We start from the raw sequence: 19,762 nt of genomic DNA on the forward strand, positions 1-19,762 counted from the left end.
GACCGATGCCACATACTACACTCAGCCAAATATCGTGATGCCGTGCCCAAAGGGGCGGCCATCGCGCAGAAAAGGCAGAGGCGTTTGGGTTTCGGGTGGCACGGTCATCGCGGCAGGGCTGCGGGGATCGCACAGGGTAGGGGCGGCACGGCCAGTGGGAATCGTCGGGGCATATCGGCTGAGGCTGCGCCGCAGACGCCTTCACCTGCGCGCTTGGGCCAAGCGGCGCGAACTTTCCTCCGTCGTCAACCGCACCGGGGCCATCCGTGGCGATTCCATCCTCCTGCTCTCCACCCTGCGCAACGAACGCATCCGCCTGCCCTTCTTCCTGCGCTATTACCGCGATCTCGGCGTCAACCACTTCCTGATCGTCGATAACGGCTCCACCGATGGCTCGCGCGAATTCCTTCAGAACCAGCCCGACGTCTCGCTCTGGTCCACCAGCGGCAGCTACAAGAATGCCCGCTTCGGCATGGACTGGATCACCGCGCTGCAACGCAAGTATTGCCATGGCCACTGGACTCTCGTCGTCGATCCGGACGAATTCCTGGTCTATCCCTTCTGCGAAACCCGCCCCCTCCGCGCCCTGACGGACTGGCTGGAGAGTTCGGGGATACGCTCCTTCTCGGCCATGCTTCTGGACATGTATCCCAAGGGGCCGATGGACGCGCAGCCCTATCGCGAAGGGCAGGACCCGTTCGAAATCGCCCAATGGTTCGACAGCGCCAACTATTCCGTCAAACGCAATCCCGGCGACGGCAATCTCTGGATTCAGGGCGGCCCCCGCGCCCGCACCTTCTTTGCCGATGAACCGCAAAAGGCGCCCGCGCTGAACAAGATTCCGCTGGTAAAGTGGAACCGCGCCTATGCCTACAAAAGTTCCACCCACAGCCTGCTGCCGCGCGGCCTGAACCTCGTCTATGACGAATGGGGGGGCGAAAAGGCCTCCGGCTGCCTGCTCCATGCCAAGTTCCTCGATACCTTCGCCCTCAAGGCCGAAGAAGAACTCGCCCGCCACCAGCACTATGCCGACAGTCTCGAATACCGCGCCTATCTCGACGGGCTGAAAAGCCAGCCGGACCTGTGGTGCAAATGGTCCGAGAAATACATCAACTGGCGCCAGCTCGAAATCCTCGGGCTCATGTCCAAGGGGAACTGGGCATGACGACGCTTCCGGTCACCGCCGACCCCTCCCTTCCCGCCACCACGCCGCGGCAGAACGGCACGCTCGGCTTCGTCATGCTCTGCCACACGGCCTTCCACCGCGCCGCCGATACCGCCCGACACTGGGCCGAACGCGGCTGTCCCGTGGTCATTCACGTGGACAAGCGCGTCCAGAAATGGAGCGTGGAGAAACTCCAGTCCGACCTTGCCGATCTGCCCAATATCCGCTTTTCCGAACGCTTCGCCTGCGAATGGGGGACCTGGGGCATCGTCGCCGCCACCCAGGCCGCGTCCGAGGTGATGCTGGAAGAATTCCCCTCCGTCCGGCACGTCTATCTATCCTCCGGCTCCTGCCTGCCGCTGCGCCCGGTCAAGGAACTCATCGCCTATCTCGACGAACGCCCCCGCACCGATTTCATCGAATCCGTCACCACCGAAGAGGTGGGCTGGACGATCGGCGGTCTCAACATGGAACGCTTCACCCTGCGTTTCCCCTTCTCCTGGCGCACCCAGCGCTGGCTTTTCGACCGCTACGTGAAACTGCAACGCGCCGTGGGGTTCCAGCGCAGCATCCCCAACGGCATTGTCCCCCATCTGGGCAGCCAATGGTGGTGCCTCACCCGCCAGACACTTTCGGCCATCCTGCAAGGCCCCGACCGCGCCACCTATGACCGCTACTTCCGCCGCGTCTGGATCCCCGACGAAAGCTATTTCCAGACGCTCGTCCGCCAGGTCTCCTCCAACGTAGAAAGCCGCTCGCTCACGCTCTCCAAGTTCGATTTCCAGGGCAAGCCGCACATCTTCTATGACGACCACCTCCAACTCCTGCGCCGCTCCGATTGCTTCGTCGCGCGCAAGATCTGGCCCCATGCGACCAAGCTCTATTCGACCTTCCTCTCCGACGATGCCGAAGGGCAGGCCGGCGGCGAACCCAATCCCGGCAAGATCGACCGGCTCTTCTCCAAGGCCGTCGAACGCCGCGTGAAGGGCCGCCCCGGCCTCTACATGCAAAGCCGTTTTCCCAACGAACATTGGGAAAACGGCCGCACCGCCGCCGCCTATTCCGTGTTCCAGGGCTTCTCCGACGTCTTTGAAGGCTTCGAAGGCTGGCTGGCCAAGGTCACCGGCACCCGCGTCCACGGCCATCTCTTCGCCCCCGACCGCGTCGAATTCGCGGGGGGCGAGGCGGTGTTCAACGGCGCCCTCTCCGACAGCGCCGCCCTGCGCGACTACAACCCGAAATCCTTCCTCGCCAACCTGATCTGGGCCACCCGCGGCGAACGCCAATGCTTCCAGTTCGGCCCCGCCGACAATCAGGAACTCAACTGGTTCATGGCGCTCGATTCCAACGCGCAGATTTCCGTCATCTCCGGCGCCTGGGCGATCCCGCTCTTCAAATCCAACCGCAACTTCGCCGATATCCGCCGCGAAGCCGCCCGCCTTCAGAAGGTCGAACTCGACCACCTCGCCATCCTGCGGCATTCCAGCTCGAAGGCGCGCATCCGCGTCTGGAACCTGGCGGAGTTCATCGAAAACCCGATGGAACCCCTCCAGACCATCGTCGATGAGATCAGCCCCCGCTCCCTCCGCCGCCTGACCGAAGCCCCCCGGATGACCGATCTCACCGGTTTCGGCCAGTTCCTCCAGAACCTCCGCAACCAAGGCATGCAGCCCGTCCTGATGGGCGATTTCCCCGCCACGGGCGACCCGCGTCCCTCCGAATCCCGCCGGGGCCGCCCCTACCTTGTGAAGTGAACCAGTGACCCGCCCGTTCGATTCCTTCGTCATGTTCGCCGAGATGCGGACCGGCTCCAACTTCCTCGAAGCCAATCTGAACGCCATCCCCGGCCTCGCCTGCCATGGCGAGGCGTTCAATCCCTATTTCATCGGCAAGAAGGACCAGACCGAGATGTTCGGCGTCACCTTCGCCGACCGCGAGGCCGATCCCGCCCTCCTCCTGCGCCGGATGCGCGACCGCACGCCGGGCCTAGCGGGCTTCCGCTACTTCCACGACCACGATCCCCGCATCTTCGATCTGGTGATGGATGATCCCCGCTGCGCCAAGATCATCCTCACCCGCAACCCGCTGGAAAGCTATGTCAGCCTCAAGATCGCGCAGGCCACCGGCCAGTGGAAGCTGACCAATCCCAAGAACCTCAAACAGGCCAAGGCCCGCTTCGACGCGGCCGAATTCACCGCCCATCTCGATCAGATGCAGCAGGCCCAGCTCCGCCTCCTGCGCGCCCTACAGCTGCGCGGCCAGACGGCCTTCTGGATCGACTACGAGGATATCCCCGATCTCGACGTCCTCAATGGCCTCGCCGCCTTCCTCGGGGTCGAGGGGCGGCTCGACTCCGTCGATGCCTCGCTCACCGTGCAGAACCCCGAACCGCTGGCCGAAAAGGTCACCAACCCCGCCGCCATGGAACAGGCCCTTGCGCGGCTTGACCGGTTCAACCTCGCCCGCACGCCGAATTTCGAACCCCGCCGCGGCGCCGCCGTCCCCGGCTACATCGCCGCCCGCACCGCCCCGCTGCTGTTCCTCCCCGTCAAGGGCGCGCCGGTGCAGCCGATCCTCGACTGGTTCGCCAGCCTCGGCGGCCTTGAGGGAGAGTTCACCCACAAATCGCTCCGCCAATGGCGCCGCGCCCATCCCGGCCATCGCAGCTTCACCGTCCTGCGCCATCCGCTGAACCGCGCCCATCACGCCTTCTGCGCGCTGGAACAGGGCGCGCTCTCCGGCGATCTGCGGCGGCAACTCGCGCGCCTCTACGGCATCGCCCTGCCCGCGCCCGGCCAGCCCTTCACCGATCCCGCCGAACGCCGCACGGCCTTTCTCGCCTTCCTGCGCTTCCTCAAGCGCAACCTCGCAGGCCAGACCTCCTTCAAGACCGATCCCGCATGGGCCAGCCAATCCGCCCTCCTGCACGGCTTCGCCACCCTGCAATCGCCCGACCTGATCCTGCGTGAAGACCGGCTCGCCGAAGGCATGGCCTTCCTCGCCGCCGAATTCGGCCTGCCTGCGCCGCCGCCCCTGCCGCCACGCAGCGCCGAAGATGCCCTTCTCGACACCATCCGCGATGGCGAACTGGAAGAAGCCGCCCGCGACGCCTATGCCCGCGATTATCAGGGGCTCGGCTTCTACCCCCTGCGCTAGGCCGCCTGGGTCGATCGCGCCTCGGTCAGGATCGCATAGATCTTTGCCGGGTCACTGTTGGCGCGCAGCTTTGCCACCACCGCCTGATCCCGCATCGTCCGGCTGACCAGCGCCAACGCCTTCAGATGATCCACGCCCGAATCCTTCGGCGCGAACAACCCGAAGACAAGGTCCACCGGCTGCCGGTCCACGCTGTCGTAATCAAGCGGCTTTTCCAGCCGGATGAACACGCCCCTGATCTGCGCCAGATCCTCCAGCCGCGCATGGGGCAGGGCGATGCCATGCCCCACACCCGTCGGCCCCAGGCTCTCGCGCTCCTGCAACCCGTCGATGGCGGTCGCCCCGCTCATCCCATAGGCCTGCGCCGCAAGCTCGCCCAGTTCCTGGAAAAGCCGTTTCTTGCTCGTTAGCTGTCCGACGACGCGCACCGCGCCGGGGATCAAAAGCTTGGAAAGGTCCATGCCTTATGTCGTTCCTATACGCCGGATCGGCGTCATTTGCTGTTGCGCGGGTCGATCCAGCCGATGTTCCCGTCATCTCGACGGTACACGACATTCACGCCGCCATGTCCCTCGTTCCGGAACACGAGCATCTTCTGACCGCCCAGCTCAAGCTGCATCACCGCTTCACCGACGGTGATCGAAGGAATCTTCGTCTCCATTTCGGCAATCACGATGGGCTGCGTGTCGGTGCTGTGGTCGTCGTCCTCGGGCTCCTCGCTTGGCGCGAGGATATAGGCGGAGCCGCCGCCGAATTCAACAGGGGCCGTCCGCGCGCTATGATGGCTGCGCAGCCGCCGTTTGTAACGGCGAAGCTGCTTGTCCATCTTCTCGCGGCAGGATTCGAAGGCGGCATAGATTTCAGGGGCATGGCCCTTCGCCTGTGCCGTCAGACCGGTGGACAGATGGATCGTCGCCTCGCAGACATGCTCATGCGCGACGCGCGAGAAGATCACCACCGCATCGGTCGGGCGCTGGGCGTATTTCTCCACCACCTCGCCCATTTCCGCCTTCACATGCGTTTGCAGCGCCTCTCCGATGTCGATCTGTTTGCCACTGATCTGATAACGCATGGTTGGTCCTCCGCGTGAATCCGGCCCACCCGCCCCGGTTGTAAGGGCGACTTGGGCCTCCTGAATCTGACTTGGGTCCGAAGGTCCGTTCCTGCAAGGCGAGCTACCGTCTTGGCGGCGGTCGAGGCAGGATCGAACAGGGCGATTTGCACACGCATCACAGGTATTTGGCATCCGCCGGGGCCTGCTTGTCAACCGAGTCTTGCGGATGAGGGGAAAGCCGCCCGAACCGCGCCTGCGATCAACTGATCCGGAAATTCTGGCCCAGATAGACGCGCCGCACCATCTCGTCGCGCACCACCTCGTCGGTGGTCCCGCTCATCAGCACCTTGCCGTCATGCAGGATATAGGCGCGGTCCACGATCTCCAGCGTCTCGCGCACATTGTGATCGGTGATCAACACCCCGATCCCCCGCGCCTTCAGGTCCTGAACCAATGTCCGGATCTCGCCCACCGCGATCGGGTCCACCCCGGCAAAGGGTTCGTCCAGCAACAGGTATTTCGGGTCCGCCGCCAGACAACGCGCGATCTCCACCCGCCGCCTTTCCCCGCCCGAAAGGGCCAGCGCGGGCGCCCGCCGCAGATGGGTGATGGAAAACTCCGACAGCAGTTCTTCCAGCCGCTCGCGCTGCTTGTGCCGGTCGGAATGGGTGATCTCCAGCACGGCAAGGATATTGTCCTCGACCGAAAGCCCCCGGAAGATCGAAACCTCCTGCGGCAGATAGCCGATTCCCAGCCGCGCGCGCCGATACATCGGCAGCACGGTCACATCCCGCCCGTCGATCAGCACCTCGCCGCCTTCCGGCGTCACAAGCCCCGCAATGGCATAGAAACAGGTCGTCTTGCCCGATCCGTTGGGGCCAAGCAGCGCGACCACCTCGCCCCGGTTCAGATGCATCGAAACATCCCGGATCACCGGCCGCCGCTTATAGCTCTTGCGCAGCGACCGCACCGCCAGCCCGGCAGACCCCTGCGTCACCGTCAGGTCGGGCCCCGATTTCACGGTGTGCCACTGCCGGGGACAAAGACGGTCTGCACCCGCCCCTCCATCACCCCGGTCCCGGCATCCAGATTGTACACGAGCTTCGCCCCCGAAATCGTCGTCGCGCCCTGCGTCAGCAGCACATTGCCCGTGATCACCACCTCGCCCGAGGCCAGCGTATAGACCGCCTCCTCGCCCTCGGCGGCATCGGTGGGGCTGGTGAACAGCACGCCACCGAAGAAGAACACCTTGTCGATCTCGTTGCCGCCCGGCGTATATTCCACCCGCGCGCTGTCCGAGGTGATGGTCATCTCGCCCTGAACCACCTTCACATTGCCGGTGAAGATCGCCTCGCCCGTGCCCTGATCCACCTGCAACGCATCGCTTTCCACCTCGACCGGCAGCGACGAATCCTGTTTCAGCCCAGTCAAGGCCACCGTCGTCTGGGCAAAGGCCCCCGACGCGATCCCCATCGCCGCCGCCCATATCGCCACCGGGACGATCATCGCTCGCAGGGCCAGCCGCATCAGGTCCTCAATACATCCGCATCATTTCGGGGGTTGGTATATCAGCTTAACGTTTCCGTTGAAAACCAGAAGATACCCGCCGCCGCCAGCCCCATCCTGCGTCAGGCGCATCCTATCGGCGGTGATCTGCCCCACAGGCCCATCCGCCACCACCGGCAGGTCCGACCGCACATCGGTCCGTTGCAGGTTCGCGATCATCTCTTCGGTCCGCACGCGATAGCCCGTCTCGTGATCCAGCACGACATTCCCGGTAAAGACCACCTCGCTCTGGTCCTGCGGCAGGTTCGCCGCATCCGCCACCAGATGCGTTACCACCCCGTCCGGCGTCGTCATCACGCCGGTCACATCTGCCGCCGATTGCCCCTTCACGCCCTCCTGCGCCGGCCGCGCCTCGCCCGCCGTCACCTCGATGGCACTGCCATCCTCCGTCATCCCCGCATAGGCGGGCCGGGTCATCCGCGGCTCGCGCAGCCGCTCTTCCACATCCACTTCGGCAAAAGGCAGCGCATCCTCCGGGTTGATCCGGTCCGACAGAAGGAACAGCGTGGACAGCGCCCCCAGCGCCGCCAGCGGCAGAACCACCTTCAGCAGCCCCACCAGCCGCGACCAGCCGTCCCCTCCCGCCGACCGCGCCATCAGGCGATCCCGGCCCGCAGGCAGTCATGGATATGCAGCACGCCCGCCACGCTCTGGCTTCCCTCCGGGTCCACGACAAAAAGACAGGTGATCTTCTTCTCGTTCATGATCCGCACCGCCGTCTCGGCCAGCGCCTGCGGCCCGATGGTCCGCGGCGCCGCCGTCATCACATCCCCTGCCGACAGGTCCAGAAGCCCGGCCATGTGCCGCCGCAGGTCGCCATCGGTGATGATCCCCTGCAAATAGCCCTCGCCATCCGTCACGCCCACCACGCCGAACCCCTTGGCCGACATGATCAGCAAGGCCTCGCTCATCGGCGCGTCATGGGAAATCAGCGGCGCCTCCGCATGCATCAGGTCGCGCACCTTCGCCAGCCGCGCCCCAAGCTTGCCGCCCGGATGGAACACCCGGAACTGATCCGGCGTGAACGCCCGATGCTCCATCAGCGCCACCGCCAGCGCATCCCCCAGCGCCAGCGTCATCGTCGTCGATGTCGTCGGCACGATCCCCGTTTCGCAGGCCTCCGGTGCCGCGGGCAGCAGGATCGCCACATCCGCCGCCTTCAGAAGGGTAGATTCCGCCCGCCCCGCCACCCCGATCAACGGAATGTCGAACCGCCGCGTATGCGCGATGATATCGGCCAGTTCCGGCGTCTCGCCGCTGTTCGACAGCACCAGCGCCACATCCCCCCGCATCACCATGCCCAGGTCGCCATGGCTCGCCTCGGCCGGATGCACGAATTGCGCGGGCGTGCCAGTAGAGGCGAAGGTCGCCGCGATCTTCCGCGCCACATGCCCCGACTTGCCCATCCCCGACACGATCACCCGGCCCTCCGCGCGCAGGATCATCTCCACCGCCGCGGTGAATGCCCCGTCCAGCCCCTCGGCCAACATCTCCAAAGCCTCCGCCTCGCGGCGGATCACGCGCTGCCCCGTCGCCAGGAAATCAGTGGTGGAAGAGGTCATTGGGTTCTTCCCATCCCAGCAGGTCCAGCTCCGCCCGCGTGGGCAGGAAATCGAAACAGCGCTGCGCCAGCTCCATACGCCCCTCGCGGATCAACCGCGCCTCCAGCGCCTCCTTCAGAGGATGCAGATACAGCACGTCGGACGCCGCATATTCCTTCTGCGCCTCGGTCAGGACCTCCGCCCCCCAGTCGCTCGTCTGCTGCTGCTTGGATACGTCCACGCCCACCAGTTCCAGCAGCAGGTATTTCAACCCGTGCCGATCCGTGAACGTCCGGATCAGCCGCGACGCGATCTTCGTGCACCAAACCGGCGCCGTCACCACGCCAAAGGCATTCTGCAACGCCGCGATATCGAACCGCCCGAAATGAAACAGCTTCAGCGTGGCCGGGTCCGTCAGCAGCCGCTCCAGATTGGGCGCGCGGTTCTGCCCCCGCGCGATCTGCACCAGATGCGCATCGCCCTTCCCGTCCGACAATTGCACCAGACACAGCCGATCCCGCCGCGGATCCAGCCCCATCGTCTCGGTGTCGATAGCGACGATCGGGCCAAGCGTCAGGCCATCGGGCAGGTCGTTCTGATGCAGGAAGATGGCCAAGGCAGGCGTCCTTTCGGCAGGGGGTTCGGCTGCATTACCCACGCCCCGCGCAGGGGTCAACGGAGACGCGGCCTCGAATGGCAAAGGGCGCGGGTTTCCCCGCGCCCCTTCGCTAGATCGACATGGTGCCCAGAAGAGGACTCGAACCTCCACGCCTTGCGGCGCTGGTACCTGAAACCAGTGCGTCTACCAATTCCGCCATCTGGGCCCAAGTCGATGGAGGGCGATGTAAAGAAGGCCCAAGGCACTGTCAACGGTCGCCAAAAAGAATCTTCCGCCCCTCTTCCACCCCCTGCGGCACAGCGGATGCTTGGCCTTCGCGGCGCAAGGGTGTAATCACGCCGCAACAAGAATTGGGGAACCGGACATGAACAAGCTTGTCACCATCTACGGCGGTTCGGGCTTCGTCGGCCGCTACATCGCGCGCCGCATGGCCAAGGAAGGCTGGCGCGTCCGCGTCGCCGTGCGCCGCCCCAATGACGCGCTCTTCGTCAAACCCTATGGCGTCGTCGGTCAGGTCGAACCCGTCGCCTGCAACATCCGCGACGATGCCTCCGTGCGCGCCGCGATGAAAGGGGCCGATGCGGTGGTGAACTGCGTGGGCATCCTCAACCGCTCCGGCAAGAACACCTTCGATGCCGTGCAGGCCAGCGGCGCCGCCCGCATCGCCCGCCTCGCGGCCGAGGAAGGCGTGGCGCAGCTTGTCCACCTCTCCGCCATCGGCGCGGATGCAAACAGCCCCTCGGAATATCAGCAGACCAAGGCCGCAGGCGAAAAGGCCGTTCTCTCCGCCTTTCCCAAGGCCGTGATCCTGCGCCCCTCCATCATCTTCGGCAACGAAGACGGCTTCTTCAACCGCTTCGCCTCCATGGCCCGCTTCGGCCCGATCCTGCCGGTCGTCGGCGCCAATACCCGCTTCCAGCCCGTCCATGTCGATGACGTGGCCCAGGCCGCCGTCAAGGGCATCACCGGCCAGGCCGCGCCCGGCATCTATGAACTGGGCGGCCCCGATGTGGAAACCTTCCGCGATCTGATGCGCCGGATGCTCCATGTCATTCGCCGCCGCCGCCTCGTCATCAACATCCCCTTCTTCGCTGCCACGCTCATGGGCGGGGCCTTCGACCTGCTTCAGACCCTCTCGCTCGGCCTGATCCAGAACGGCATGATCACCCGCGATCAGGTCCGCAACCTCAAGGCCGACAACGTGGTCAGCCCGGGCGCGAAGGGCCTTGCCGATCTCGGCATCACCCCGACGGCGATGGAGGCGGTGCTGCCCGAATATCTCTGGCGCTACCGCCCCTCGGGCCAATATGCCGCCATCAAGGAATCGGCCAAGAACCTGCGGAAGGTCTAGGCCCCATGCGCGCCGCGCTGGCCTTCTTCCTGACGGCCAATGCGGCCCTCGCGCAGGATGCCCCCGACTTCGCCCAGGTCGGGGCGCTCTTCGCTGAACGCTGCGTGATCTGCCATTCCGGCACGGATGCGCCTCTGGGGCTCCATCTCGACAGCTATCAGGGCGTGCTGAACGGCTCGGAAAACGGCCCCGTCGTCCTCGCGGGCGATGCGATGAGTCCCCTCCTGCAACGCCTGCGCGGGCAGGCCGAACCGCAGATGCCCCTCGACGGCCCCCCCTTCCTGTCCGAGGCGGAAATCACCCTCGTCGCCGATTGGGTTGCCGCCGGGATGCCCGAAGGCGCCGCCACCTTCACCGCCCTGCCCGAACGCACCCGCCCCGCGCCGGGCGAGGATGTGCTCTGGTCCGATGTGGAACCCATCTTCCTCAAGGTCTGCGCCAAGTGCCATTCCGACAATTCCAAGGTCGGCGGCCCGCCCGAAGGTCTGCGGCTGGATAGCTGGGAACATGCCCTCGCCGCCGATGAACGGGTGGCGGTGGTCCCCGGCAATCCGGAAATGTCCGAAATCTGGCGGCGCATCACCGGCCTCTCCGATCCCCGGATGCCTTATGACGGCCCGCCCTGGCTGCCCGAGGATGACATCCGCCTCATCCGCGACTGGATCGCCCAGGGTGCCCGCGCCGCCGATGGCACCGCCGCCCCCATCCCCGTCGGCGCCCGCGTCCGCCTGCGCGGCATCCTCACCGGCGAGAATGAAATCGACGGCGCCCGCTTCACCGTTGACGGCTCCACCCGGCTCGACGACCTTCCCGCCATCGGCGGCGAGGCCGAGATGCGCGGCGAGGTGCAGCCCGACGGCACCGTCCTCGCCACCCGCCTGCGCGACCGCTAGGAAATCCCAATGGACATGAACACCCTCGTCGCCGCAATCCTCGGCCTTGTCGAAGGCCTGACCGAATTCATCCCTGTCTCCTCCACCGGCCATCTGCTGCTGATCGGCCATTTCCTCGGCTTCGACAGCCCCGGCCGCACCTTCGAGGTGGTCATCCAGCTTGGCGCGGTGCTGGCCATCCTCACCGTCTATGCCGCCAAGCTCTGGAAGGTCGCCGCCACCATCCACACCGACCCGGCCTCCGCCCGCTTCGTGGCCTCCATACTGCTCGCCTTCTTCCCCGCCGCCCTGATCGGCGTGCTGGCGCATGACATCATCAAGACCGTCCTCTTCGAAACCCCGGTCCTCATCGCCACAATGCTCATCCTCGGCGGCTTCGTCCTCCTGGTGATCGACCGCATCGCCCCCGCGCCCATCCATGACGATGCGATGCGGCTCCCCTTCCGCAAGGCGCTCTCCATCGGCCTGATCCAGTGCCTCGCCATGATCCCCGGTGTCAGCCGCTCGGGCGCCACCATCGTCGGCGCCCGCCTCCTGGGCGTGGACAAGCGCGCCTCGGCCGAATTTTCCTTCTTCCTCTCCATGCCCACCATGGCCGGGGCCTTCACCTATGACCTTTGGAAAAGCCGCGACATCCTCGACTTCTCCGCCCTCACCGACATCGCCGTCGGCTTCGCCCTGGCCTTCCTCTCCGCCGTCCTCGTGGTGCGCTGGACGCTGGAATTCGTCTCGCGCCACGGCTTTGCAATCTTCGGCTGGTGGCGAATCATCGTCGGATCGGTCGCCCTTCTCCTGCTTTCGCTGGGTTTCTAGGCAAAATAGGAACGCATACTGACCTAATTTCAGCACAAATAGACAGCAGTTTTGACCCAACCGAAAGAAAACCGCCATTTAGGTCAAACATACTGACTTTTATTCCGCTCCCCACCAAAGTATGAAGGCGCACCCAGGTAACCCCGGTCGGAAAGGGCGCCCTCATGGCAAAGAACCGCATGCTCCAATTCGTCACCGTCGAAAAGGAGACGCCCGAGAAGCGGCCCGCCAATCTGCGCGCGCAGGATTTCCACGAAATCTACCGCGAATACGCCGCCGAAAAGGCCGCCGAACAGGCCGGACGGTGCAGCCAATGCGGCGTCCCCTACTGCCAGTCGCATTGCCCCTTGCACAACAACATCCCCGATTGGCTCCGCCTCACCGCCGAAGGCCGGCTGCAAGAGGCTTATGAGATTTCGCAGGCCACCAACACCTTCCCCGAAATCTGCGGCCGCATCTGCCCGCAGGACCGGCTCTGCGAAGGCAATTGCGTGATCGAACAATCCGGCCACGGCACCGTCACCATCGGCTCGGTCGAAAAATACATCACCGATACCGCCTGGGAAAACGGCTGGGTCCAGCCCATCAAACCCCATGCCGAACGCACCGAATCCGTCGGCATCATCGGCGCAGGCCCCGGCGGCCTTGCCGCCGCCGACATGCTCCGCCGCAAGGGCGTGCAGGTCACCGTCTATGACCGCTATGATCGCGCGGGCGGTCTGCTCACCTACGGCATCCCCGGCTTCAAGCTGGAAAAGCCCGTGGTCATGCAGCGCATCGACCAACTGGCCGAGGCGGGCGTCCAATTCGTGATGAACTGCACTGTCGGTGAAACCATCAGCTTCGACGCCATCCGCGGCCAGCATGACGCCGTCCTCATCGCCACCGGCGTCTACAAGGCGCGCGACATCTCCGCCCCCGGCGTGGGCGCCAAGGGCATCGTCAAGGCGCTCGACTACCTCACCGCCTCCAACCGCAAGAGCTTCGGCGATGACGTTGCCGAATTCGACAGCGGCGAACTCAACGCCGCAGGCAAGCGCGTCGTCGTCATCGGCGGCGGCGACACGGCGATGGATTGCGTCCGCACCGCCATCCGCCAGGGCGCGACCTCCGTCAAATGCCTCTACCGCCGCGACCGCGCCAATATGCCGGGGTCGCAGCGCGAAGTGCAGAACGCCGAAGAGGAAGGGGTCGAATTCGTCTGGCTCACCGCCCCCAAGGGCTTCACCGGCGGCGACCATGTCGAAGGCGTCATGGTGCAGAAGATGCGCCTCGGCGCGCCCGATGCCACCGGCCGCCAGTCGCCCGAACTCATCGAAGGCGCCGATTACATCGAACCCGCCGATCTGGTGGTGCAGGCGCTGGGCTTTGAACCCGAGGAAATCCCCACCCTCTGGGGCGTGCCGGAACTTGCCGTCACCCGCTGGGGCACGATCAAGGCCGACTTCCTGACACATGCCACCAGCCTGCCCGGCGTCTATGCGGCAGGCGATATCGTGCGCGGGGCCTCTCTCGTCGTCTGGGCCATCCGCGACGGGCGCGAAGCGGCGGATGCCATCCTCGCCTACCTCGCCCAGCCCGCCCAGGTCGCGGCAGAATGACCGCCGCAGCGCCCCGAAGCAGCACAAGGACAGCCCGCATGATCCGCGTCCTCCTGCCCCTCGTCGCCCTCTCCCTCGCCACCCCGGCGCTGGCGGCGGGCACCTTCACGCCCCCCGAAGGCTGCACCACCTTCATGACGGTGCAATCCAAGGGCTGCCGCGTCTCGAACCACTTCAAATGCACCGCCGATGCCCCCGGCGATCAGTGGCGCACTGATTTCGATCAGGAAGGCCCCTTCTTCTCCTCCCGCATCAACAGCGAGGCGGAATGGGTCGAAAGCTACGAAATCGACCCGCCCATCCGCCAGACGCTCGACCCGAACCCCACCGATCCGGCCTCCTTCTCGGATCTGCTGGCCACGGGCAGCGACAATTACATCTTCGGCCTCTCCGATGACACGGGTGAACGCACCCGCGTCCGCGGGGCCGACACGCTCACCGGCCGTGTCGTGGTGATCGACGGGATCGAGTTGCAGGAAACCGCCTTCAACTTCACCGAGACGGACCTCGCCGGAAACGTCCTGCGCCGCTCGCGCGGCAATGAATACATCCATCCCGAATGGCGGCTGTTCTTTTCCGGCCCCTCGCAATGGGATGGCGGCGACGGGAATTACGTTCCCATCGACGGTTCGCCCATCCAGTTCATCTTCCCCGGCGAGGCAGGCTTCGCCAGCACCCAACCGCTCTTCGACTGCGACGCCGTGATGTCGTCGCTGCCGCTGCCGCCCCGGTCCTAAGGAGAACCCGCCATGACGATCTATGACGAAGCCTGGGTGAAGGCCGAAGAGGCCAAGCGGCAATGGCTCCACGACAACGGCCTCTACAAGCAGGATGACGAACACGCCTCCTGCGGCGTGGGCCTTGTCGTGTCGATCTCCGGCAAGCCGTCCCGCAAGGTCGTGGAAAATGGTATCAACGCGCTCAAGGCCGTCTGGCACCGGGGCGCGGTCGATGCCGACGGGAAAACCGGCGATGGCGCGGGCATCCATGTGCAGATCCCGGTCAAGTTCTTCTACGACGTGGTCCGCCGCACCGGCCACGAACCCGACCCGAACAAGCTCATTGCCGTCGGGCAGGTCTTCCTCCCCCGCACCGATTTCGGCGCGCAGGAACGCTGCCGGACCATCGTGGAAACCGAAGTCCTGCGCATGGGCCATTACATCTATGGCTGGCGGCACGTCCCGGTGAACACCGAAGTTCTGGGTGACAAGGCCAACGCCACCCGCCCCGAAATCGAACAGATCCTGATCCGCTGCGAAAAGGACATCGACCAGGAACAGTTCGAACGCGAACTCTACATCATCCGCCGCCGGATCGAGAAGGCGGCGGTCGCCGCGCAGATTCAGGGTCTCTACCTCTGCTCCCTCTCCTGCCGGTCGATCATCTACAAGGGCATGATGCTGGCCGAACAGGTCGCCGTCTTCTACCCCGACCTGATGGACGACCGCTTCGAATCCTCCTTCGCGATCTACCACCAGCGCTATTCCACCAACACCTTCCCGCAATGGTGGCTGGCCCAACCCTTCCGCATGCTCGCCCACAACGGCGAAATCAACACGCTGAAGGGCAACGTCAACTGGATGCGCAGCCACGAAATCCGGATGGCTTCCAACAACTTCGGCGACGCCGCCGAAGACATCAAGCCGATCATCCCCTCGGGCACCTCCGACTCCGGCGCGCTCGATGCGGTGTTCGAGGTGCTGGTCCGCTCCGGCCGCTCCGCCCCCATGGCCAAGACGATGCTGGTGCCCGAAGCCTGGTCCAAGACCACCACCGACATGCCGCAGGCCTGGGCGGACATGTATGCCTATTGCAACTCCGTGATGGAACCCTGGGACGGCCCCGCGGCGCTCGCCATGACAGATGGCCGCTGGGTCTGCGGCGGGCTGGATCGCAACGGCCTGCGCCCCATGCGCTATGTCATCACCGGCGACGGCATGCTCATCGCCGGGTCCGAGGCGGGCATGGTCCCCGTCGATGAAACCACGATCCGTGAAAAAGGCGCCCTCGGCCCCGGCCAGATGATCGCGGTGGATATGGCCGAAGGCAAACTCTACCACGACGCCGAAATGAAGGACAAACTGGCCTCCAGCCAGCCCTATGGCGAATGGATCGAAAAGATCGTCGATCTGAACAGCCTGCTGCGCGACGTGCCGGAAACGCCCCTCTTCGCAGGCGCCGACCTCCGCCGCCGCCAGATCGCGGCCGGCTACACGGTCGAAGAACTGGAACAGGTCCTCGCCCCCATGGCCGAGGATGGCAAGGAAATGGTCGCCTCCATGGGCGACGACACCCCGGCGGCCGTCCTCTCCAAGGTCTATCGCCCGCTGTCGCATTTCTTCCGCCAGAACTTCAGCCAGGTCACCAACCCGCCCATCGACTCGCTCCGCGAAGGGCGCGTCATGTCGCTGAAAACCCGCTTCGGCAACCTCCGCAACGTGCTGGATGAAAACAGCAGCCAGACCGAGATCCTCGTTCTGGAAAGCCCCTTCATCGCCAATGCCGAATTCGACGTGATGGTCCGCCAGTTCGGCGATCAGGTCGCCTTCATCGACTGCACCTTCCCCGTCTCGCCCGAACTCGACGACCTGCGGCAGGGCCTGGAACGCATCCGCGCCGAGGCCGAGGATGCCGTCCGCTCCGGCGCCGGCCACCTCGTCCTGACGGATCAGCATCAGGGGCCGGACCGCGTGCCGATGCCCATGATCCTCGCCACCAGCGCGGTGCATAGCTGGCTCACCCGCAAGGGCCTGCGGACCTTCTGCTCCGTCAACGTCCGCTCGGCGGAATGCATCGACCCGCATTACTTCGCCGTCCTCATCGGCTGCGGCGCGACGACGGTGAACGCCTACCTTGCACAGGACAGCATCGCCGACCGCATCTCGCGCGGCCTTCTCGACGGCACCCTCACCGATGCCATGCGCCGCTACCGCGACGCCATCGACGCAGGGCTTTTGAAGATCATGTCCAAGATGGGCATCTCGGTCATCTCCTCCTACCGCGGCGGCCTCAACTTCGAAGCGGTCGGTCTCTCCCGCGCCATGGTGGCCGAATACTTCCCCGGCATGCATTCGCGCATCTCAGGCATCGGCCTGACGGGGATCGAACAGAAACTGGAGGAAGTCCACGCCAAAGGCTGGCTCGGCGGGGCCGACGTCCTGCCCATCGGCGGCTTCTACAAGGCCCGCCGCTCCGGCGAAAAGCACGCCTGGGAAGCGCAGACGATGCACATGCTGCAATCCGCCTGCGACCGCGCCAGCTATGACATCTGGAAGCAATACTCCGCCGCGATGCGCGCCAACCCGCCCATCCACATCCGCGACCTTCTGGATATCAAACCGCTGGGCAAGCCCGTCCCGATCGAGGAAGTCGAATCCATCACCTCGATCCGCAAGCGCTTCGTCACCCCTGGCATGTCGCTGGGCGCGCTCAGCCCCGAGGCGCACAAGACCCTCAACGTCGCCATGAACCGCATCGGCGCGAAATCCGACTCTGGCGAAGGCGGCGAAGACCCGGCCCACTTCACCCCCGAACCCAATGGCGACAACCCGTCGGCCAAGATCAAGCAGGTCGCCTCAGGTCGCTTCGGCGTCACCGCCGAATATCTGAACGCCTGCGAGGAATTGGAGATCAAGGTCGCGCAAGGAGCGAAGCCCGGCGAAGGCGGCCAGCTTCCGGGGATGAAGGTCACCGCCCTCATCGCCCGCCTGCGCCATTCGACGCCGGGCGTGACGCTGATCTCGCCGCCGCCGCATCACGACATCTATTCCATCGAAGACCTCGCCCAGTTGATCTATGACCTGAAACAGATCAACCCGCGCGCCAAGGTCTGCGTGAAACTGGTCTCGGCCTCTGGCGTTGGCACCATCGCCGCAGGCGTGGCCAAGGCCAAGGCCGACGTCATCCTGATTTCGGGCCACAACGGCGGCACCGGGGCCTCTCCGGCCACCTCCATCAAATACGCAGGCCTCCCCTGGGAAATGGGCCTGACCGAGGCGCATCAGGTCCTCGCCATGAACAACCTGCGCGAACGCGTCACGCTGCGCACCGATGGCGGCCTCCGCACCGGGCGCGACGTGGTCATGGCCGCCATGATGGGGGCCGAGGAATATGGCATCGGCACCGCCGCCCTGATCGCCATGGGCTGCATCATGGTCCGCCAGTGCCAGTCCAACACCTGCCCCGTCGGCGTCTGCACCCAGAACGAGGCGCTGCGCCAGAAGTTCACGGGTTCGGCCGACAAGGTGGTCAACCTCATCACCTTCTACGCGCAGGAAGTGCGGGAAATCCTCGCCTCCATCGGCGCGCGGTCATTGGATGAAATCATCGGCCGCGCCGATCTGCTGACGCAGGTCAGCCGGGGCCATGCGGCGCTGGATGACCTCGACCTCAACCCGCTCCTCATCACCGTCGATGGCGCGTCCAAGATCACCTACGACCGGTCCAAGCCGCGCAATGCGGTGCCGGATACGCTGGATGCCGAAATCATCAAGGACGGCCACCGCTTCTTCGAAGACGGCGAAAAGATGCAGCTTTCCTATGCCGTGCGGAACACCCACCGCACCATCGGAACCCGCGCCTCTTCGCATATCGTCAAGAAGTTCGGGATGAAGAACAGCCTGCAACCCGATCACCTGACCGTCAAGCTCACCGGCTCCTGCGGCCAGTCGCTCGGCGCCTTCTCCGTGCGCGGTCTGAAGATCGAGGTGCAGGGCGACGCCAACGACTATGTCGGCAAGGGCCTCTCGGGCGGCACGATCACCGTGCGCCCGCTCATGTCCTCGCCGCTCAAGGCCGAAGAGAACACGATCATCGGCAACACCGTCCTCTACGGCGCGACCGACGGTTATCTCTTCGCGAGCGGCAGGGCGGGCGAACGCTTCGCCGTGCGCAACTCCGGCGCCAAGGTCGTGGTCGAAGGCTGCGGCTCCAACGGCTGCGAATACATGACCGGCGGCGTTGCGGTGATCCTTGGCCGGATCGGCGCAAACTTCGGCGCGGGCATGACCGGCGGCATGGCCTATGTCTATGATCCCGAAGGGATGGCCGAGGATTTCATGAACCTCGAATCCATCCTCACCTGCGGCATCGGCCACCCGCATTGGGAGGCGCAACTGCGCGGCCTGATCGAACGCCACCAGGCCGAAACCGGCTCCCGCATCGCCGAACGCATCCTCGCGAACTGGGAGGTGGAAAAGCGCAACTTCCTCCAGGTCTGCCCCAAGGAGATGCTTCCCCATCTGGCCCATCCCCTCTCGGACGAGGCAGCAAAGGTCCCGGCCGAATGACGCAAAGGAAGGCCCCCGCGAAACCGGGGGCCTTTCCCTTTCTCAGGGCCCCCGCAACGTTGCAGGAATGTCCCGCGCGGAATGCAGGATGCGCAGGATGACCACCCGATCCCCCTCATTTCGATAGAAAAGCCCGTAGGGAAAACCGTATACATTCCACCGCCGGATGCCATGCCCGACGAAATCCCACGACGCTCCGCCTTTCGGAAACTCGGCCAACAGACCGATGCATCTCTCAAACGCGTCGAGGAACCGAAGCGCGACCTCCACACCTGCTGTCTGGATAAGATGATCGCGCACCCGTTCAAGGTCGCGCAGAGCCGCCCGCGTCAGGGTGACGCCGCTCACCGTGCGGCCCGGATCTCCGCCCGAACCATCCCGATCGCATCATCCACCGGAAGGACATCGCTTTCATCCACGTCCAGCAAGGACCGCAGATGTTCGATATCCCGCTCACGCTGGACAAGGAATGCAACATACTCGGACGCAGAGGCATAGCCCTCGGCCCGCGCCTTCTCTTCGGCCCAGGCTTCTGTTGCTGCCTCGATGGAAATCGTGACGGTGTTCATCCTTCCACCTTACCCCGAATCCACCCCCTCGCCAACTGTCGGCCCCGCACGCGCCCGGCAGCATGGGCAAGACTGCCCATCCTACGCGACGTGACCAACCCCTTACCGAACCCTTCCCCCACCGCCCGATCCGTGGCCACAGTTTG

General features: G+C 65.1%; 18 protein-coding genes and 1 tRNA gene. 9 read left to right on the forward strand and 10 right to left on the reverse strand.

From position 1 onward, the window contains the following. The first annotated feature begins 154 nt into the window (after positions 1-154). The 3 genes from C0V75_RS05105 (at position 155) to C0V75_RS05115 (ending at position 4,321) form a co-directional block, all read left to right on the forward strand. Positions 155-1,165 (forward strand): glycosyltransferase family 2 protein, encoded by a 1,011-nt coding sequence (locus C0V75_RS05105; protein WP_101919771.1) that lies wholly within the window; start codon positions 155-157, stop codon positions 1,163-1,165. Between the two features lie 74 nt (positions 1,166-1,239). After that, positions 1,240-2,919: a beta-1,6-N-acetylglucosaminyltransferase gene (locus tag C0V75_RS05110; protein WP_101919926.1), complete on the forward strand. Its 1,680-nt coding sequence runs from the start codon at positions 1,240-1,242 to the stop codon at positions 2,917-2,919. 4 nt (positions 2,920-2,923) lie between these two features. Next, on the forward strand, positions 2,924-4,321 hold the full coding sequence (locus tag C0V75_RS05115) for a nodulation protein NodH (protein ID WP_101919772.1): 1,398 nt from the start codon (positions 2,924-2,926) through the stop codon (positions 4,319-4,321). Here the strand turns inward: C0V75_RS05115 and C0V75_RS05120 are convergent. From C0V75_RS05120 to C0V75_RS05155, 8 genes are all read right to left on the reverse strand, one after another. After that, on the reverse strand, positions 4,318-4,782 hold the full coding sequence (locus C0V75_RS05120; protein WP_101919773.1) for a PTS sugar transporter subunit IIA: 465 nt from the start codon (positions 4,780-4,782) through the stop codon (positions 4,318-4,320). The genes C0V75_RS05115 and C0V75_RS05120 overlap by 4 nt on opposite strands. A gap of 32 nt (positions 4,783-4,814) precedes the next feature. Next, positions 4,815-5,393, reverse strand: coding sequence for a ribosome hibernation-promoting factor, HPF/YfiA family (hpf, locus tag C0V75_RS05125; protein ID WP_101919774.1), 579 nt, complete (start codon positions 5,391-5,393; stop codon positions 4,815-4,817). Positions 5,394-5,634: 241 nt separating this feature from the next. Beyond that, positions 5,635-6,396 carry an LPS export ABC transporter ATP-binding protein gene (gene lptB, locus C0V75_RS05130; protein ID WP_101919775.1) on the reverse strand — a complete coding sequence of 254 codons (762 nt, stop codon included), beginning with the start codon at positions 6,394-6,396 and terminating at the stop codon, positions 5,635-5,637. After that, complete coding sequence (gene lptA, locus C0V75_RS05135; RefSeq protein ID WP_254216375.1) at positions 6,393-6,902, reverse strand: lipopolysaccharide transport periplasmic protein LptA; 510 nt, start codon at positions 6,900-6,902, stop codon at positions 6,393-6,395. The genes lptB and lptA overlap by 4 nt, the downstream gene beginning before the upstream one ends. Positions 6,903-6,923: 21 nt before the next feature. Further along, positions 6,924-7,538, reverse strand: a complete 615-nt coding sequence (gene lptC, locus C0V75_RS05140; protein WP_101919776.1) for an LPS export ABC transporter periplasmic protein LptC — start codon at positions 7,536-7,538, stop codon at positions 6,924-6,926. Then, entirely contained in the window at positions 7,538-8,503 is a 966-nt protein-coding gene (locus C0V75_RS05145; RefSeq protein WP_101919777.1) for an SIS domain-containing protein, read from the reverse strand. Before C0V75_RS05145 ends, lptC begins: the two co-directional genes overlap by 1 nt. Continuing rightward, a complete protein-coding gene (locus C0V75_RS05150; protein WP_101919778.1) occupies positions 8,484-9,098 on the reverse strand; it encodes a ribonuclease D in 615 nt (204 codons plus the stop codon). Before C0V75_RS05150 ends, C0V75_RS05145 begins: the two co-directional genes overlap by 20 nt. Before the next feature lie 123 nt (positions 9,099-9,221). Continuing rightward, positions 9,222-9,306: transfer RNA gene (locus tag C0V75_RS05155), tRNA-Leu, on the reverse strand. A gap of 159 nt (positions 9,307-9,465) precedes the next feature. Here C0V75_RS05155 and C0V75_RS05160 point away from each other — a divergent pair. The 6 genes from C0V75_RS05160 (at position 9,466) to gltB (ending at position 19,047) form a co-directional block, all read left to right on the forward strand. After that, a complete protein-coding gene (locus C0V75_RS05160) occupies positions 9,466-10,452 on the forward strand; it encodes a complex I NDUFA9 subunit family protein (protein ID WP_101919779.1) in 987 nt (328 codons plus the stop codon). A gap of 5 nt (positions 10,453-10,457) precedes the next feature. Continuing rightward, on the forward strand, positions 10,458-11,345 hold the full coding sequence (locus C0V75_RS05165) for a c-type cytochrome domain-containing protein (RefSeq protein ID WP_101919780.1): 888 nt from the start codon (positions 10,458-10,460) through the stop codon (positions 11,343-11,345). Positions 11,346-11,354: 9 nt separating this feature from the next. Then, entirely contained in the window at positions 11,355-12,158 is an 804-nt protein-coding gene (locus C0V75_RS05170; RefSeq protein ID WP_101919781.1) for an undecaprenyl-diphosphate phosphatase, read from the forward strand. 164 nt (positions 12,159-12,322) lie between these two features. Next, positions 12,323-13,759 carry an NAD(P)-dependent oxidoreductase gene (locus C0V75_RS05175; protein WP_101919782.1) on the forward strand — a complete coding sequence of 479 codons (1,437 nt, stop codon included), beginning with the start codon at positions 12,323-12,325 and terminating at the stop codon, positions 13,757-13,759. Between the two features lie 38 nt (positions 13,760-13,797). After that, entirely contained in the window at positions 13,798-14,496 is a 699-nt protein-coding gene (locus tag C0V75_RS05180) for a hypothetical protein (protein ID WP_101919783.1), read from the forward strand. Positions 14,497-14,508: 12 nt separating this feature from the next. Beyond that, positions 14,509-19,047 carry a glutamate synthase large subunit gene (gltB, locus tag C0V75_RS05185; protein WP_101919784.1) on the forward strand — a complete coding sequence of 1,513 codons (4,539 nt, stop codon included), beginning with the start codon at positions 14,509-14,511 and terminating at the stop codon, positions 19,045-19,047. Positions 19,048-19,089: 42 nt separating this feature from the next. Here gltB and C0V75_RS05190 read toward each other — a convergent pair whose 3' ends face one another. Both C0V75_RS05190 and C0V75_RS05195 read right to left on the reverse strand, forming a co-directional pair. Beyond that, on the reverse strand, positions 19,090-19,395 hold the full coding sequence (locus C0V75_RS05190) for a type II toxin-antitoxin system RelE/ParE family toxin (protein ID WP_101919785.1): 306 nt from the start codon (positions 19,393-19,395) through the stop codon (positions 19,090-19,092). Next, positions 19,392-19,616 (reverse strand): hypothetical protein, encoded by a 225-nt coding sequence (locus tag C0V75_RS05195; RefSeq protein ID WP_101919786.1) that lies wholly within the window; start codon positions 19,614-19,616, stop codon positions 19,392-19,394. The genes C0V75_RS05190 and C0V75_RS05195 overlap by 4 nt, the downstream gene beginning before the upstream one ends. Positions 19,617-19,762: the final 146 nt, after the last annotated feature.

Origin of the sequence: Tabrizicola sp. TH137 (genome assembly GCF_002855575.1) — a bacterium.
Taxonomy (GTDB): domain Bacteria; phylum Pseudomonadota; class Alphaproteobacteria; order Rhodobacterales; family Rhodobacteraceae; genus Paragemmobacter.

Excerpts from the sequence above, each read along its gene's own strand:
- C0V75_RS05180 (WP_101919783.1), top strand. The coding sequence starts at position 13,798 with ATGATCCGCGTCCTCCTGCCCCTCGTCGCCCTCTCCCTCGCCACCCCG.
- lptA (WP_254216375.1), bottom strand. The coding sequence starts at position 6,902 with ATGCGGCTGGCCCTGCGAGCGATGATCGTCCCGGTGGCGATATGGGCG.
- lptC (WP_101919776.1), bottom strand. The coding sequence starts at position 7,538 with ATGGCGCGGTCGGCGGGAGGGGACGGCTGGTCGCGGCTGGTGGGGCTG.
- C0V75_RS05145 (WP_101919777.1), bottom strand. The coding sequence starts at position 8,503 with ATGACCTCTTCCACCACTGATTTCCTGGCGACGGGGCAGCGCGTGATC.
- C0V75_RS05170 (WP_101919781.1), top strand. The coding sequence starts at position 11,355 with ATGGACATGAACACCCTCGTCGCCGCAATCCTCGGCCTTGTCGAAGGC.
- C0V75_RS05195 (WP_101919786.1), bottom strand. The coding sequence starts at position 19,616 with ATGAACACCGTCACGATTTCCATCGAGGCAGCAACAGAAGCCTGGGCC.
- C0V75_RS05175 (WP_101919782.1), top strand. The coding sequence starts at position 12,323 with ATGGCAAAGAACCGCATGCTCCAATTCGTCACCGTCGAAAAGGAGACG.
- C0V75_RS05120 (WP_101919773.1), bottom strand. The coding sequence starts at position 4,782 with ATGGACCTTTCCAAGCTTTTGATCCCCGGCGCGGTGCGCGTCGTCGGA.
- hpf (WP_101919774.1), bottom strand. The coding sequence starts at position 5,393 with ATGCGTTATCAGATCAGTGGCAAACAGATCGACATCGGAGAGGCGCTG.
- C0V75_RS05110 (WP_101919926.1), top strand. The coding sequence starts at position 1,240 with ATGCTCTGCCACACGGCCTTCCACCGCGCCGCCGATACCGCCCGACAC.
- gltB (WP_101919784.1), top strand. The coding sequence starts at position 14,509 with ATGACGATCTATGACGAAGCCTGGGTGAAGGCCGAAGAGGCCAAGCGG.
- C0V75_RS05165 (WP_101919780.1), top strand. The coding sequence starts at position 10,458 with ATGCGCGCCGCGCTGGCCTTCTTCCTGACGGCCAATGCGGCCCTCGCG.
- C0V75_RS05160 (WP_101919779.1), top strand. The coding sequence starts at position 9,466 with ATGAACAAGCTTGTCACCATCTACGGCGGTTCGGGCTTCGTCGGCCGC.